This window comes from Sphingobacterium litopenaei (genome assembly GCF_014692495.1).
Lineage (GTDB): Bacteria > Bacteroidota > Bacteroidia > Sphingobacteriales > Sphingobacteriaceae > Sphingobacterium > Sphingobacterium litopenaei.
On sequence record NZ_JACOIJ010000005.1, the window covers coordinates 30,902 to 47,904 of the forward strand.

The window sequence follows — 17,003 nt, forward strand, 5'->3', positions numbered from 1 at the left end:
GGTTGAATTTCTAATTTAGCATTATACTTACTACCTTTGAAACATGACCAAAGAACAAATTCAAGACTTGAGGGATAGAGTAACGTCCCTAAGGAGGCATCTTTGACATCGATGCGAAGAAGGCAGAGATAGAAAAAGATACTCAAATCACGCTTCAATCCAATTTCTGGGATGCTCCAAAAGAAGCAGAGAAAATATTACATGGAATTAAAAACTTAAAAATCTGGACGGATCACTTCGATAGAGTAGCTGCTACTGTTGATGATGTAGCTGTTATGTATGAATTTTTCCAATCTGGTGACGCTAGTGAACAAGATGCCGAAGAGCAATATCAATTGGCTCTAACGGAAGTCGAAGAACTAGAGTTTAAGAATATGCTTAGTGCGGAAGAAGATCAGCTAGATGCGATCTTACAAATCACAGCAGGTGCAGGTGGTACCGAATCCTGCGACTGGGCTTCTATGTTGATGCGCATGTACATTATGTGGGGCGAAAAGCATGGTTGTAAAGTAACCGAACAGGATTACCAAGAAGGTGATGTAGCCGGTATCAAGACAGTCACATTACAATTTTCGGGCGATTTTGCTTACGGTTATTTGAAAGGCGAAAACGGCGTTCACCGTTTAGTACGTATCTCACCATTTGACTCCAATGCAAAACGTCATACATCTTTTGCTTCGGTATATGTTTATCCTTTGGTGGATGATAATATCGAGATTGAGGTGAAAGATTCAGAAATTGAATGGGATACTTTCCGTGCTGGTGGTGCTGGTGGACAAAACGTAAACAAAGTGGAAACGGCCGTACGTTTACATCACAAACCGTCTGGTATTATTATCAAAAACCAGGAATCCCGATCGCAATTGCAAAATAAAGAAAATGCTATGCGTTTATTGAAGTCGCAATTGTACGAAATTGAAATGCGTAAACGTGAAGAGGCTTCTGCTGCTATTGAAGGATCAAAGAAGAAAATCGAATGGGGATCGCAAATTCGCAACTACGTCCTACATCCTTATAAATTGATTAAGGATTTAAGAACAGGAACCGAAACATCAAACACCCAAGCGGTATTAGATGGAGATTTGGATGAATTTTTGAAATCATACTTAATGGAATTTGGAGGGTAAAAGCAATATTATCAATATCATAAAAATCCCCTAAAAATATTTTTTAAGGGGATTTTTTACATATAAGACTTTACCATTCAACTAAGACTAAACCATCTTCATCACATAGCAAAAATATACACAAATTCATTTTTTGCAATAATTACTACAAACTTCACTTACCTACACCTGAATATTTTGATAAGGAATATAAATATATCGAATTCATAAACACATCCATACATAATGGTCTAAAATGAGAAATGTGCTTAAGAATTTTGAGTAGAATAAAATTACTTCTTTTCGGTATTTCCTTCAAAACGCGACACACCTTCATAATGAAAGAGGCCGATTTTGTCCATAAAAGGTTGCACACGTGATTGTGTAATTATAATTCGTACCTGATTGGTCATTATTTCCGGAAAGGTAACAATGCGTTTATACCCCACAGTAGTGCCAGTTGCTACTGTAGTCCATTTTTGGTCCTTCATGGTTTGAAGCTCAAACTTTTCAACACGTTGTCCCCACTTGATATATTCACCTAATTGAATAATGTTCGTCTTAAATGGTTCTTTAGCAGTATATTCGAAAACTAACGGTTGATTTTCCTGTTTTGTAGTCCATATCTTTTCTTCATCATCTTTCATATGAATTCGGTTTTTATCCGATTTTAATTTTACACCTTTTGTATTTAACAAATTCGTTGTAAAAATTGAATCCCTCAATTCCTTCCACTTCAATAGATTATTCTCATCAATAGTATGGAACAAACCTTCCCTGGTTGGTGGAATATTCAAAAGCAACACACCGTTTTTACCTACTGAATTAAAATAAATATCTAATAATTTTTCTGGAGTTTTTACTTTCGAATTTTGATTTTCGTGATAGAACCATCCTGGTCGAATAGATACATCTGTTTCTGCAGGATACCATACTAATCCTTCGGCTTTTCTGATTACTTCCCGGCTACCCACATCCTTTCTACGCATATCTCCTGCAGGTTTTATATTCATTTGTTGCTGCGAACCTTCGGCGATTTTATTCTGATCCAAATTGTTTGTAGGTACAACTGACCATTCTGTATCTCTACCATAACCTGTTTCGGTACCTACCCAACGTACATCAGGACCCATTACTGCTATCACGGCTTCAGGTTGTAACTCACGAATTACACTATAATATGATGCCCAATCATATTCTTGCTTCTTACCATTAGGCCCTTCACCATTTGCTCCATCAAACCATACTTCGTCAATTTTTCCATAATTTGTTAATACCTCTTTGAGTTGATTACGAAACATTTCGTTGTATTGATCAGAACCGTAAGATTTTGCATTCCTATCCCATGGAGATAAATAAACTCCAATTTTCATGTCGTATTTCTTACAAGATTCTGCCAATTCTTTTAAAACATCGCCTTGCCCATTTTTATATGGAGAGTTTTTAATTGAATAATCAGTAGTATTCGTTGGCCATAAACAAAAGCCATCATGGTGTTTTGCCGTAAGTATTAAAAGTTTTATACCAGATTCTTTTGCAATTCTTACCCATTGATCAGTATTTAATTTTGTTGGGTTGAATAGAGTGGGACTTTCGGTTCCGTCTCCCCATTCCATACCGGTGAACGTGTTAATTCCGAAATGCACGAAGCCGGTAATCTCTAACTTTTGCCAATTAAGCTGTCGCGTAGTCGGTTTTACAGAAGCAGCCTTTCTTACAAGCTCTTGTTCAGAGTCATTTGAGTTAAGCTTTACATAATTTTGTGCAGTAGCGGTTTGCAATATAAGCAATGCAAAAGCACAAAAGCTTGTTAATTTTTTCATACTAATTTCTTCTCTATTTAGTAACTATTCCAAATTTTAATTTGTCCTTTAATGGTAAATCATAAACACGCACATAATCAACTTCCATCTGAAATGGTAAATCCGCTTCAGCAAGTTTACCTGGCCAACCAGCCCCCCCTGCTTGATTTAGTATGATATAAAAAGGAACATCATAAGGCCACTCCTTATTCCCCCATTCTGGTTGCTTTGAATAGGTGTATTTAAGCTCATTATTTAAATAAAATTGAATCTCAGCTGGTGTCCAAATCAGGCTATAAACATTATAATCATTAATATTGTAATTAGATGATTTCGTAGCAGTACTTACGCCAGATTTGGCAGTATGCGCAGCATTATGCAACGTTTGATGAATCACGGGTTCATTATTCACATGTTCCATGATGTCGATTTCACCGCAATTAGGCCATGTGCCTTTGGCGAATTGTGGCTCGGGCATCATCCATATCGCAGGCCACGATCCTTTTCCCTGAGTAAATTTTGCCTTAACTTCTACTTTGCCATATTTGAGATTAAACTTAGTAGATGATTGCACCCCTCCAGAATGATATGCGATGGTGTCACCAGGAATCTGATTATTATCCATTCGTAAAACTAGATTTCCATTCTTTTGATGCACATATGCTTCATCATGTGTAATGAATTTATTCCATGCAACACGACCCCGCTGAGCGTAACTCCATTTATTCAGATCAAAAGAACCATCCTTATCAAATTCATCAGACCATATTAGCGTGAAACTCGAAGAGTCTTTTACTTCTAGATCAGATTGAGATATTAATTTTTTATTGCCACAAGACTTCATCGCTAACATTGTTATCATTAGCAATGGAGGTATTCTTAATAATTTTTTCATAGTTTATAATAGGAAGGCACTGTTATATTTAACGTATTTATTGAAAATAAAAGATCCAACTACCTGAATTTGGGTAGTTGGATATATGAGATTTTTAAATATTAATAACCGTAATTTTGGTCTTCATTTGTCAAACCACCATTGGTATTCAATTCATTTCTTGGAATAGGTAACAATAAATTTCTTTGCAGAAGTTCTGTTTTGTTAACATTATCCAATAATAGATAATCCATAAAAGCTAGATTGTTGTTTAATGATTTATTGTATTCTACCTGTGCTCTAGTGATATGATGGTTATCATGTCTTTCCAAAACTTTAGCAAAATACTCAACTCCACGTCTTCTAACATCAGTGAAATTGTCAAATTCTCCTGCCAGCTCAAACAAGCGTTCGTAGAAAATTTTGTCCCGCAATTCTGACTGGGTAGTTATCGTTATGTTTTTTGGATAAGTTCTATTAGGAGCAGAATTACGGGCTCTTGTCAATACTTTATTGATATGACTTATCGCATCAGAATTATTCCCCAATTCATTTTCTACATCCGCCATTATAAGCAAGAAATCTGCATAGCGGTAAACTAATAAGTTTTTATTGCTATTCTGCGCAGTAGCAGTAGCATCAAATTGCTTTTTGAAATATGGCCAGCTGTAATCTCTTCCCCCATTTCTCACGAAAGCTATCAACATAGCCTCTGATAATTCAGATACTTTAGGATTCGTAGGATCCTCTAATGTAGCATAGTTCACCGAGTCCGTAGGCAATGTGTTGGTTGTTGCAGCACCATACAAATATGGATAGGTATAATGTACTGTATTATTTGTCTTAATCAACTTAAATTGCACCATGAATGTTGTTTCCAGTCTTGGATCATCGGGATAAGTACCTCTAAATTGATCATAGAAGGCTTTTGATGCGCGGTATCTCGCCCACGATATACCGGGGTTAGAAGAGTTTGTTGGTGAAAATACCCAATTTCCTCTATTTCCGTAACCATTCGTACTGGATGAAAAATTGATTTGAAAAATGGATTCTACAGAACCTAAAGATTTATTTTCAAACAATTTGGAAAATTTATCTTCCAGGTTATAACCGCCTAAAGCTATGACTTGATCGCCCATTTCTTTCGCTTTTGCCCAATTAGGAGATGAGCTACCTTCTGCACTAGCAAGTGTCCAATACAATTTAGTCAAGTAAGCATATGCCGCATATTTACTAGCACGACCAGAAGTCTTTGAAGCATTCAAATTCTCAGCCGCAAATTTCCAATCTTGTTCCGCTTGGGCATATACTTGCTCACGTGTTGATTTTGGTAAATCTACAGTAGTTGATGTGGTAGGATCTACTCTTAAAGGGACTCCACCGAAAAGATTTGCTAGGTTGAAGTAACATAGCGCTCTTAAGAATTTAGCTTCACCAATCGCTTGGCTTTTAAATGAATCACTCAAATTGCTTTTCTCTACACCAGCAATCAAATAGTTACATTCACTAATTACTTTATAGAGCCCAGACCAACTCAATGATACAGTAGTATTTGTTTCACTAATATTTAGAGAAACGAATTCAGCATAACCAATATTGTTATTTTGTCCAAAAGCTAAACCGCTAGGCCCTACTAAAAGCTCTTGGAAATTTTGACCGTATAAACTATACTCTGTCAAATAAGCATAACAGCCTTGCAAAGCCATATTTGCTGAAGTTTCTGATTCAAAAGCAGTAATACTATTGACCGTATATTCTGGCTTTTCATCCAATAACTTCTCACATGAAGTTAAACTTAATACACCTAAGAGACTCGATATATATATAATTTTTTTCATTGTAGTACACATTAAAACTTAACATTAAAACCAAACACAAATTGTCTAGGATTTGAAAATGAGTTCAAGTCTATTCCTGGACGCAAACCGTCAAAAGAAAAAGTTCTCATCTCTGGGTCATATCCTGAATAATTAGTGATCACAAATGCATTCTTCACTGATCCAAATATGTTAATAGAACCGATTTTGTTGCCTAATGAAGCACTATCAAAAGTATAACCCAATGTAATATCACTACATCTCAAAAAGCTACCATCTTCTACGAATCGATCATAAATGTAATTCTTTACTGAACTCGTCAACGAAGGATACAAATTATTAGGCGCATCTACGCGCCAAGCATTGCTGTATGCATCGCTGGTAAGATTTGGCGTATTAGCAGCAGGAGTTTGTTCATAACGGATATTACCATTTAAAATATCACCACCTTGTACACCGTAGAAAGAAGTTGAAAATTGGAATTTTTTATAGTTCAAAGATGTCTGAAAACCATAGTTGAAATCTGGATTTGGATCTCCAATAATAGTCATGTCTAGTGCACTAATGACACCATCACCATTAGTATCCACGACATTAATTTCACCAGGTAACATATTAAACATAGTAGTAGTTGGTAAATTTGCCGCACCAGTTTGGATTATACCATCAGTTTTAAAACCATAAAACAATCCTGGAGCTTCTCCTACTAAAAATAGATTGGCTACACCAAAATGATCACCTATCGAGTTACCTAAATAACCAGCTCCTTTGACTGTACCTAAATCCATTATTGGGGAACCCAAAGACAATACTTTACGAGCATTCGTTCCAATATTACCTGAGATTTGCCACAATAAATTGTCATTTTTGATTAAGTCGCTATTTAATGCCACTTCGAAACCTCTATTGCTCAATGCACCTTGGTTTACAGTTATTGCAGAGAAACCAGCAGATGGAGCTAAGTTTTTATTAATTAAAAGATCAGAAGTTTCTTTGTAATAGTACTCTACCGTACCTCCTAATAATCCATTGAATAAGTTGAAATCCAATCCCGCATTATAAGCCGAAGTAGTCTCCCAAATAAGGTCGCTATTCGACAAGTTCGAAACTGTGATTGCTTTGTTCAACGCACCATTACCGTCGGTATATTCTCTACTTTGTGTATAATTGTAAATAGTATTATATGGATTAATGGATTGACTGCCTGTCTTACCATATCCAAGACGTAGTTTTAAATCTTTTACCCAAGTTGCTGAATTAAGAAACTCTTCTTGATTAATACGCCAAGCAACAGCTGCTGATGGGAATAATGACCATCTATTTTCAGGAATAAATTTGCTACTTCCGTCAGCACGAGCTGTCAAAGTAACCAAATACTTGCTTTCCAAAAACGATAAATTTACACGTCCTAAATAAGACAACAATTGGTAATCACTTTGACTAGGTGAAGAGATTGTTTGGTTGGTAGCCATGTGTAACCCTTTAGTTCCTAAACCTTTGAAATCAAAGTTTGAAGCCAAAATATTTCTATTTAACCAATTGTAATCGTCATAAGTAACACCTGTAGTCGCAGAAATTTTACCAATCTTCCCCAAATCCTCATTATAGTTAACTAAATTTTCGAAGGTGTAATTGTTACTATTAAGATTTGAATTGCCTAAATAGCCATTATTATTTAGACCTAACCAAATGCCTTCATCATACCATTTTGTACGGTCTTGCATCAAAATATTACCACCAGTACGCATAACATAAGAAAAACCTTTCGCGAAATTCCAAGTTAAATCTGCGGAAGCACGAATAGACTTTTCGTCAGCCAAATCGGCGTAATCTGTCAACCACGCTAAAGCAGTCGTGCGGAGTTCATCATTCTGTGCTAATGTAGGATCATCAGGTGGCATCTCAAAAGGTGCTGAGTCTATTGCCGAACGAGTAATTGATCCAGTAGCTCCACCTTTTGTATTTCCGCCAGCCATCATATTATTCGTTTTTAGATTAGCCGAGATTGATGTATTAAAAATTAGCTTTTGCGATAAATTTCCGCCTAAGTTCAAGCGTAATCCCCCCTGCTTCAATCCAGTTTCTTTTACGACACCTTTAATATCCTTATAATCTCCAGCGATGTAGTACTTTACTTTATCCCCACCATTCACCGATAGGTTGTAAGATTGAGAAAGAGGATTTCCATAAATTTCATTTTGCCAATTTCTACCTCTCACTACACGGTATGTAGAGTCTATATTTGGATCATAAATTTCCCCACCAAACACATAACGCATTTCATCTCCCTCTTTATAGAAAACCGGCGTACCACCATTTTTTTCATTTCTGTAGGCAGCATATTCTTCTAGATTAAGCATAGGTCTCAATCGTGTCGCTTCTGCCACAGTATAATTGGACATTAAATTAATCTTTGGCGCACCTGCTTTACCCCTTTTAGTTGTAATAAGGATAACACCATTAGCTCCTCTTGAACCATATATAGCTGTTGCTGAGGCATCCTTTAATATTTGAATGTCTTCAATATCAGATGGACTTAGATTTGTCAATGGATTTTGTTGTATATCAAAATCACCACTTCCTAATGCGCTTCCTGCAAAAGAACCTACAGACCCTTGCGGAATATTATCTATAACATATAATGGTTGGTTATCACCACGTAATGAATTTGCTCCTCTAATAACGATATTTGGTGCTGCACCTGGTGTTGCTACACCTCCACTTACATTCACACCGGCTACTTTACCTTGAATTAAATTATCAACAGAAAGAGATTTGGAAGCGTCTTTTTCATCTGGCTTAATACTGGAAATTGAACCTGTAAGATCACTTCTGCGCATCGTACCATAACCTACAACGACTACTTCGTCAAGATCCGAATTCATTCGCTTAAGTCGAACAACATCCAAATTACCCGTTGCTGCAACTTCAAATGATTCATAACCCAAAAACGATAACTGTATAACAGCATTCCTTTTAATATTCTTCAAAACAAAGCCTCCATTCGCATCAGTAGAAGTAGCTTCCTTTCCAGCCTTGACTTTTACGTTCACACCAGACATAGGAGCGTTATTTTCATCTAATACGGTTCCCTTAATATCTATTAATTCAGGTTGCGGAGCTTTTTTAATAACGACAGCCTTATCCTTAATGACATACGTCAAAGATTGATTTGCTAATGCCAAATTCAAAGCATCTTGTAATGAAGCTTCCTTAACAGATATCGTCACTGGACTTGCTTGTTTTATATCAGAAGAATGAAATACAAAATCGTATTTACATTGTTTTCTAATTTTGTTTAATATATTCTCAAGTGAAGCGTTTTCTTCTGTTAGTGTGATACGCTGTGCATTGGTATTCGCAATCGATTGAAAAAAGCAAACTAAAATGAGTGCTATAGTCAATTTCATAATCAACAAACTTTTATAGCTCAAATAGGTCGCCCTATTAGGAACTAAACAATTAAATTTCATAACTTTAAATTGGGTTTATAATTATATTTTATATAAGCAATAGAATGTATTGAACCTATCAATAGTCTTGTTGTGTTCCAGCACTTCAAGACTTTTTTATAGATTCATATATCAAAAAGTAAACTTTAATTCATGACTATGATCCTCCTTCCTTGAATTTTAAATTTTACTTTGTCTGTCAATTCCAAAAGATTCAATACGTCTTCAAGCTTTCTATATCTTGAAATTGCACCTCCGAATTGTGTTGTTTTATTAATATTGTTGTACTCAATTTCAACATCATACCATCTCGCGATATGGTTCATGATATCTTCCAATTCTTCATTATCAAAAATGAAGAAACCATTTTTCCAAGCAACAGCACTTTCTATGTCAACTGTTGAAACAGAAAATTGGCTATGTTGCTGATCCAGAATTGATTCTTGACCCGGTTTCAATACTTTACTCAGGTTTTTGAGATTAGATTTTACAAGTACTGACCCTTCTATCAACGTTGTTTTGATTCCTTTTTCTTTGGAATAAGAATTAATGTTGAATTGTGTCCCTAAGACTTTAACAGTTTGGCCTCCAGCTTCAACGAAAAAAGGTTTCTGTGAATTATAACTTACATCAAAGTAAACTTCACCTGATATTTCCACGCGACGATCATTGCCGCTAAATACCGTGGGAAATTTAATCGATGACTTTGCATTTAAGATTACCAAAGTTCCATCCGATAATTTAACTTGATATTCACCTCCTGCAGGCGTACTTATTGTATTATATGTTACTGGCGTATTTTGATTTTGATTTGCACTGATATCATAAATTAATTGACCTGTTGCGGTTTTGCTAATTTTAACATTATTAATAGATTTTATATCTCCTGCCTCAATATCATCTAAGACAATTTGTGTGTTATCATCTAATGTTAAAATTGCTCTTTTATCACCAGGAATTATAGCATCTTTGTTTTTGATTTTTGATGCAGAATTTGATATTTCAAGATTTGATTGATTTGTTTTAGGATTGAAGATTAAATATGAAAGACCAAACGTAAAAACAATTAGAATAGATGCTGCAACAAACCAAAATCTTTTACCTCTGCCCATATGTTTATAAGATGCTTCATTTTTCAGAGCATGAATATCAGTTGAGATCTTTAGTAAATCTTCTTCAATTTCTTCATCAGACAGCTTGACTTGAACATTTTCGTTAGCTTGTTGATTATACCAACTTTCCAAAATAGCCAATTCCTCATCAGTAATGGTACCTGAATGATACTTATCTAATAATTCTTTTGCTGTTTTATTGGTCATCATAAATTTAGGGTTATTTACCCGTTTCTAATGATGAGACGGATAAGTTAAATGAAAGTAGTACTCGGGGAGAATTTTTTTTAAAAAAAATATTTAAGCGTAAATGCTAAAATTAAAAAATCAGATATTCTAGTTCTTAATCTACTTAATGCCTTATTGATATGCTTACGAACAGTATTCTCAGCCATACCCAATTCTTGAGCAATGTCAGCATATGATTTATATTCTTTGCGACTCAATTCAAACACTTCGCGCATTTTATTTGGCAAACTTGAAATCTCTTTATTGATAATAGCTTCAAGTTCCTTCTCACGAATAAGGTTATCAGTTATGTAATATCCTTTGTGGATAAAATCTTCAAGAGATGCCAAATAATTTGTTTGAGATTTTTCCTTTGCAATTAGATCAAGTATTTTGTTTCGTACAGAAGTATACAAATAACTTTTGACAGAGGTATTAAAACTGATAGATGACTTATTAATCCATAAATTTGTAAATACTTCCTGAATTACATCTTGAGCTGATGCTCTATCGTTTAGCATTTTGTGAGCATGACGATATAATGCAGGACTATATCGTGTATAAATTTCCGTATATGCATCATAAACCCCATTGTTAAATTTCATTAACAATTCATCATCTTCCAGATTCTTGAAATTAATCTTGCTCACAACTATAAACTATTGGTTATCATAATTTGTAACACATTAAAAATAAGCATATATCATACATAATATAAGTGTCGTGCTGAAAGATTTTTATGGGTTATAATGGGTTGCAGTAAAACAAATTTAAAATATTACAACTTCCATTCTACGACGAGTAAAATATTCGACAAACTTTCATAACCACAGAAAGATTATCTACTATTCTGAACAAAAATCATATTCACGCAAGAAGATTAACCAATCAATATTTTCAAATATTAAATATTGATTGGTTAATGAATGAAATCCTTACTTCTTATACTCTAATAGAATTCCATCAATCGTATTATTTTTAATCACCTCATTGATTACTCGTTCAAAGAAAATTTCCTTTTTATTCCAATGGAATGCCGGATAATCAGAATTTGTTGTGATTTTATTATTAGAAAATATTATACCATCAACAGATTTAGCATAAAGCAAAGGTTTGTCAAACGTTTTGAATGTATTATTCTGAATTTTAATTCCACTATGAAAATATTTCTGTTGGTTTTTCAAATCTGGAATTTCAGGATAAATGGAAATTACGGCATTTGTAAATTGAAATTGATTTGTCAATGCATTAATAAATACATTATTCTTGATTAAAATATCACGCGTAGAACCTGTCTCATACCAACCATTACAATCACCACATAACAATATTGCTGTCCCTGAGGTATGGTCAAATAAATTGTTTGTTACCACAGTCTTTTGAGGCGTACTAAATAAAGCTCCTCGCGCTCTATTATTTCGAATAGTATTGTGTGCAAATTCAACCTTAGGTGTCCATGTAAAATTTTCTAAACCAATATCCATTAATGCAGGATCTATTTGAGAATCTAGATTCTTACTAAATGTGATTTTGAACTGGCGAATTGGATCCTCAGGCTTTTCACTTATGATTTCGATCGATGAAATACTATTGGGCTTTCCGATTAATTCCATTGTTTTAGATTGAACAAATTGTACCGAATCACCCACGTAACCCCAATCAAACCCATACGCCTGACCATGCATATATTTTGCTATTAGCGTATTATCATTTAATTTTTTAATTGCTTTTAGATAAGTTCCATGGATATTAATGGCGTCGTCCATCATATTTTCATAAAGACCATTATTAGAAATAATAACACCCTTACAACTCGAAAAATGTGTAGCGTCAGCTTGTGCTGTAAAGTATCTTGGATCTTTGTCACCTCGTAATGAAACATTAAATCCATCCAGATAAATATCTTCTGACAACTGTGCTAACAGTCCCATACCCTCACTGTAATGTACAGTAACGTTATTTAATTTAATATTTTTACCTTTATGTAAGAAAATACCAGGATTAGGTCTTTGCCATGTACGCATAGCTATAACCATACCTGCCTTTAGTTTCGAATTTTTCCAATTAAGAGATTTTATTACCCCCTTGGATAGCTCTACAACCTTACCTGTCCCTACGGCAATATCACTCGTATTGTATACTATGCGTTTGGTCTTTTCTTCGAAAACTATACCAGCACTTGGGCGAAGCTGCCAATCCTTTCCTGTATTATAAAAAACACTGTCTTTGATCGTATACGTCACCCAAGGAGCAGTCTCAAATGTGATGGTACCCTCTTCAATGTTATTTTCCAAAATTTTAACTTGACATATTTGTGGTTGTTTAAAATCTATATGTATATTTTTCAACGTCAAGTTTTCATTTCCTATGAGAGCTATAGGCAACATTCTGCCATGAAAAATAAAGTCTGCACCTTCACCATCAATGCTCACATTTTTGAGATTTTCTAGCGCTAATCCTACAGTTTTTGGGTTATCTTGATCATGATTTGATATATAATAAACTTTCTTCAATGCATTTTCAGGATGAAAATCGTATCGCCCTTTTTTGAATTTGAATAATATTTTTGCGTCTTTATTCGATTTATTCACTAACTCTAGTATAGTCCTATTTACCACATTACTTATATCTTTACCTGTGTTTGGTAATATCCCGTAGTGGGATAAATCATAAATCTTATCGAATTTCTGAGCATAGCTGCTTGTAAATAAAAATGTAAATGAGACTAAAAAAAATCGCGCTATAAAACTCCGTAGCATAAAAATGAAAAGTTAGGTGTTGGAAATAAACTGTGATGTATTTAAATAATATTTGTGGGTAAAACGATTGTTCGACCCACAATAGAAATGGCACTTAGGATAACTTTTTTGTGTCATATTTTTGTATTGAATATGGCTTCTGCTTCTTTATCCTCAAATTCTTTAATTTGCTTTAATAAAGCTTTTTTCAATTTCTTAACCACGTCTTTGTACTTTGGATCATCATAAACATTTTTCAATTCATTAGGATCATTTTGTAAATCAAAAAGCTCCCATGATTCTACGCGCTTATAAAAACGAATCAACTTGTAGCGTCCTGCTTTGACTCCAAAGTGCGGGGAAACAGCATGTTCACCATTTTCAAAATAGTGATAAAATATCTGTTTTCTATGTTCCTTATTAGCTGATTTTAAAACTGGAACAAAAGACTTACCTTGCATATCACTAGGGCGTTTAACGCCAGCCAATTCTAATAAGGTAGGTGCAACATCTGCATTAACAATACTTGCGTCCGTGTGCACTCCATTTTTAATTAAAGCTGGATATTTCATGATAAATGGTGTACGGAAAGATTCTTGGTACATGAATCTTTTGTCAAACCAGCCATGTTCACCCATGTAAAAACCTTGATCCGAAAGATAAATAACAATGGTATTTTGTTCTAAATTATTTGCTTTCAAGTAATCTAACACCCGTCCAATATTACGGTCCATAGATTGTGCCGTGTTCAAATAATCAATCATGTATCTTCTGTATTTCCATTCCGCTAAAGCTTTCCCTGATAGCTTATCTGCCTGCAATTTTTCGTAAATAGGCTGATAATAGGCTGCGTATTGCTTCTTTTGTGTTTCATTCATGCGTTTGAAGTTGCCGTCAGCCAGCATCTTTTCCCATGATTCAAACATTTTTAAATCATAGCCCATACGCATATCTTTATCAATCGACATTTCTTGACCAGCAGCAGCTTTTCGAGAGGAATAATCGTCATAAAAAGTTTCTGGCAATGGAAATTCATCATTATCATACGTTCCAAAGTCCTTTGGATCAGGCATCCAAGTACGATGTGTAGCCTTGTGACCAATGACTAGACAAAAAGGATTTTTGGTATCAATAGAATCGAGCCAATTAATAGCTTTGTCCGTCACAATATCCGACACATATCCTTCTACACGCTCCGTTCCTTTATATGAAATGAAATCCGGATTGAAATAATGCCCTTGATCATCCAGAATATCAAAATAATTGAAACCTTGCAGTTTATGACCTAAATGTATTTTACCAATCCATGCTGTCTTATAGCCCACACGCTGCAAATCTTTTACGAATAGATTCTGTGAAAAATCAAAATGAGAAGTTTCATTGTCTTTAAATCCATTTTTGTGACTGTACTTACCCGTAAGCAATGTTGCCCTACTTGGTCCACAAATGGAATTATTCACATAAGCATTATTAAACACTAGTCCTTCTTGCGCAATACGATCAATGTGCGGTGTACGACCAATTTTGGATCCATAAGCACCAATAGTTTGGTACGAATGATCATCCGAAATTATAATAACAACATTTGGTTTGGATTGCTGCGCATGAGAAATAATTACATTTCCCATCACAACAGCCAACATTATAAGCCTTTTAATCATAATTACCTTGCTTGGATTATCTTTATAACTTTTGAATCTTTATTAGTAGCATTAATTTCTATTGACACTTCTCGAGCGCTTTCTCCCGTATTCGGTGCGATTGAAATTTGCTGTGATACTTTAGCAGAACCATAAAGTCTATTAATAGTAAGCCAAGAAACATTTTCAGATTTTACAATCCACCATCCATTTGTTGTAGCATCGATAGTCAAATTGTATGAACCGCCTGATGTCGGTACAGTAGTTGGAATATCATGTGTTACTTCAAATGGTCCAGCTTGTGGTGCTACAGGTTGATCTTTACTACAAGAACTCAGGAGCAAAAGCAAACTAAAAATAGCTGAATAAATTTTAAAATATCTATGTGTTATAATTTTCATCGTATTCATAATTACCAATTAGGGTTTTGTTGCCATTTACCATCAGTTAACTCAATCATGCGTTGTTGGATTGGCAATAAATAATCTCTGTTCACTTTAAATCCAAATCCATTTGGAAGAACTGCTTTGTATGGATCTATGTATCGTAGAGCAGTACCTGCGCTTCCTGTTAAGTAAAAATTCACAGATTTACCAGCAGGGGCAGTATCGAAATATAATAATGAACTATTATAAAATCCTGTTGGAGAATTTTCAGTATCCAGATTAGACCCTACAAATAAAGCTCCCAGCGGTCTTTTACCAACAATTAGCTTATCCGCTGCTGCCCATCTGAAAATATCGGCTAAACGCGTGCCTTCTGCTACCATTTCCACACGACGCTCTCGACGTACTGCTTGGATTACTTTTCCTAAATCATTAAACGGATAATCTGCATTTGCATTAAATTCACGGTTAAAGTTCACATCAGGCATTCCCACACGTTGTCTTAATGGACGCAATGCCTCAATCACCTGTTGTGGATCTTCACCTAACTCTGCGACAGCTTCTGCATAGTTTAATAAAACTTCAGCATATCGAAAATAAATTACAGGTGCCGCACTCATGCCATCATCCAAAGTTGCCGCCATATTATTGAATTCAATATACTTATACATCGGGTATCCCGTTGTATTTCTGTTCATTCCACTTTGATTGATAGGTGGAAATGCAGCTACAGTACCACCTGGTCGAATGGGCTCTCCCGGAACTCCTACTGTTTGTGATAAGCGAGGGTCGCGAATTGTAGGAAGCAGTTCTTGACCATAAGTGCCTTGCACGGATGTTCTTTCAGCGCCAACAAATGGTCTTCCATCGCGTGTCAGATAATCATCCACTAAACTCAACGTAACCCCAATATCACCACCACCAGTAGATAAATATTTAGAAACACCATGACCAATATTTTCAGCAGGATTATATTTACGCCACATTAAGACCTCTCTATTGGTACTCAGGTCAGCGGTATTGAATAAGTCTCTGTAATCTGTCAATGCCGAGCCTGATGTGGAGATAGACCAACGATTACTATTTATTACAACATGAGCAGCTTCTTTTGCCGCCGTCAAATATTCTTTGATCTTAGCGTCGGTAACTGTACTTGTTGCAAAGCCTGTATTCTTAGCTTTGTGATATTTCTGCCAAGTTCCTTCGTATAAAGCTACTCTTGAAATCATTGCGTGCGCCACATCTTTATGTACACGCATTGAACTACTATTTGCTTTTGTACCAAGTAACGTAGTCGCCTTTTGCAAATCATTTAGCACTGAGTCTATGATTACAACCCTACTATCTCGTGCTAATAAAGTTGACTCATCATCCGAACTCAATAAAGAATTTACCCAACTTACGTCACCATATTTCTTAACCAACTCAAAGTAAAACCAAGCACGAAAGAAATAAGCTTCACCTCTATACTGATCTATATCACTTTGATTACCTTTTACGCCAGAGGCTTTATTTAAGAAAAAGTTTAATCCGCGAATATCTTGATATTCATTTAATGCCTGTGCATTTGATATAGTCAACTGACCATTTAATCTTGGATTTACTGTCGTAAAAATCATATTGTCCGTACGTGCATCATCGTAAGCAATACCTTCTCCTCCTGTGAATGCTGGATGATTGGGTAGCTTCTCATAAAATTGATTCATGTACAGTCGTAGTTCGTTCGCTGTAGCTAAACTCCCTGTAGTCGAAAGTTGGTCTATAGGCAAACGATCCAAAAAATTATCATTACACCCTGTTGTCAAAAACAAGAATGAAAAAGCATATATAAAGTTTTTAATTTTCATT

At 35.1% G+C, this 17,003-nt stretch carries 11 protein-coding genes; 1 reads left to right on the forward strand and 10 read right to left on the reverse strand.

All coding sequences use genetic code 11. The features are described 5' to 3' along the window. Window positions 1-43 precede the first annotated feature (43 nt). Window positions 44-1,127, forward strand: a protein-coding gene (gene prfB / locus H8B04_RS04155; protein WP_165291288.1) for a peptide chain release factor 2 whose coding sequence is annotated in 2 segments (ribosomal slippage) — window positions 44-103 and window positions 105-1,127 — 1,083 coding nt in all. Because the reading frame shifts where the segments join, the coding sequence is not laid out codon by codon here. Between the two features lie 272 nt (window positions 1,128-1,399). Here prfB and H8B04_RS04160 read toward each other — a convergent pair. From H8B04_RS04160 to H8B04_RS04205, 10 genes are all read right to left on the reverse strand, one after another. Further along, the gene (locus H8B04_RS04160; protein ID WP_190301539.1) at window positions 1,400-2,929 is read right to left on the reverse strand and encodes an alpha-L-fucosidase; all 1,530 of its coding nucleotides are present in this window, start codon (window positions 2,927-2,929) and stop codon (window positions 1,400-1,402) included. Window positions 2,930-2,942: 13 nt separating this feature from the next. After that, on the reverse strand, window positions 2,943-3,803 hold the full coding sequence (locus tag H8B04_RS04165) for a glycoside hydrolase family 16 protein (RefSeq protein ID WP_190301540.1): 861 nt from the start codon (window positions 3,801-3,803) through the stop codon (window positions 2,943-2,945). A gap of 101 nt (window positions 3,804-3,904) precedes the next feature. After that, window positions 3,905-5,620, reverse strand: coding sequence for a RagB/SusD family nutrient uptake outer membrane protein (locus H8B04_RS04170; protein ID WP_190301541.1), 1,716 nt, complete (start codon window positions 5,618-5,620; stop codon window positions 3,905-3,907). Between the two features lie 11 nt (window positions 5,621-5,631). Continuing rightward, window positions 5,632-9,072: a TonB-dependent receptor gene (locus tag H8B04_RS04175; protein WP_190301542.1), complete on the reverse strand. Its 3,441-nt coding sequence runs from the start codon at window positions 9,070-9,072 to the stop codon at window positions 5,632-5,634. 125 nt (window positions 9,073-9,197) lie between these two features. Further along, the gene (locus H8B04_RS04180; RefSeq protein ID WP_190301543.1) at window positions 9,198-10,373 is read right to left on the reverse strand and encodes a FecR family protein; all 1,176 of its coding nucleotides are present in this window, start codon (window positions 10,371-10,373) and stop codon (window positions 9,198-9,200) included. A 77-nt stretch (window positions 10,374-10,450) separates the two neighbouring features. After that, entirely contained in the window at window positions 10,451-11,041 is a 591-nt protein-coding gene (locus H8B04_RS04185) for an RNA polymerase sigma factor (protein ID WP_190301544.1), read from the reverse strand. A 285-nt stretch (window positions 11,042-11,326) separates the two neighbouring features. After that, window positions 11,327-12,982 carry an alpha-1,3-galactosidase-related protein gene (locus H8B04_RS04190; RefSeq protein WP_317170638.1) on the reverse strand — a complete coding sequence of 552 codons (1,656 nt, stop codon included), beginning with the start codon at window positions 12,980-12,982 and terminating at the stop codon, window positions 11,327-11,329. A 281-nt stretch (window positions 12,983-13,263) separates the two neighbouring features. Next, entirely contained in the window at window positions 13,264-14,790 is a 1,527-nt protein-coding gene (locus tag H8B04_RS04195) for a sulfatase family protein (RefSeq protein ID WP_190301546.1), read from the reverse strand. 2 nt (window positions 14,791-14,792) lie between these two features. Next, complete coding sequence (locus H8B04_RS04200) at window positions 14,793-15,179, reverse strand: BACON domain-containing protein (protein ID WP_223815263.1); 387 nt, start codon at window positions 15,177-15,179, stop codon at window positions 14,793-14,795. A gap of 2 nt (window positions 15,180-15,181) precedes the next feature. Continuing rightward, window positions 15,182-17,002, reverse strand: a complete 1,821-nt coding sequence (locus H8B04_RS04205; RefSeq protein ID WP_190301548.1) for a RagB/SusD family nutrient uptake outer membrane protein — start codon at window positions 17,000-17,002, stop codon at window positions 15,182-15,184. Window position 17,003 lies beyond the last annotated feature (1 nt).

Coding starts and splice junctions, on each gene's coding strand:
- H8B04_RS04180 (WP_190301543.1), bottom strand. CDS start 10,373: ATGATGACCAATAAAACAGCAAAAGAATTATTAGATAAGTATCATTCA.
- H8B04_RS04170 (WP_190301541.1), bottom strand. CDS start 5,620: ATGAAAAAAATTATATATATATCGAGTCTCTTAGGTGTATTAAGTTTA.
- H8B04_RS04160 (WP_190301539.1), bottom strand. CDS start 2,929: ATGAAAAAATTAACAAGCTTTTGTGCTTTTGCATTGCTTATATTGCAA.
- H8B04_RS04200 (WP_223815263.1), bottom strand. CDS start 15,179: ATGAATACGATGAAAATTATAACACATAGATATTTTAAAATTTATTCA.
- H8B04_RS04195 (WP_190301546.1), bottom strand. CDS start 14,790: ATGATTAAAAGGCTTATAATGTTGGCTGTTGTGATGGGAAATGTAATT.
- H8B04_RS04165 (WP_190301540.1), bottom strand. CDS start 3,803: ATGAAAAAATTATTAAGAATACCTCCATTGCTAATGATAACAATGTTA.
- H8B04_RS04175 (WP_190301542.1), bottom strand. CDS start 9,072: ATGAAATTTAATTGTTTAGTTCCTAATAGGGCGACCTATTTGAGCTAT.
- H8B04_RS04205 (WP_190301548.1), bottom strand. CDS start 17,002: ATGAAAATTAAAAACTTTATATATGCTTTTTCATTCTTGTTTTTGACA.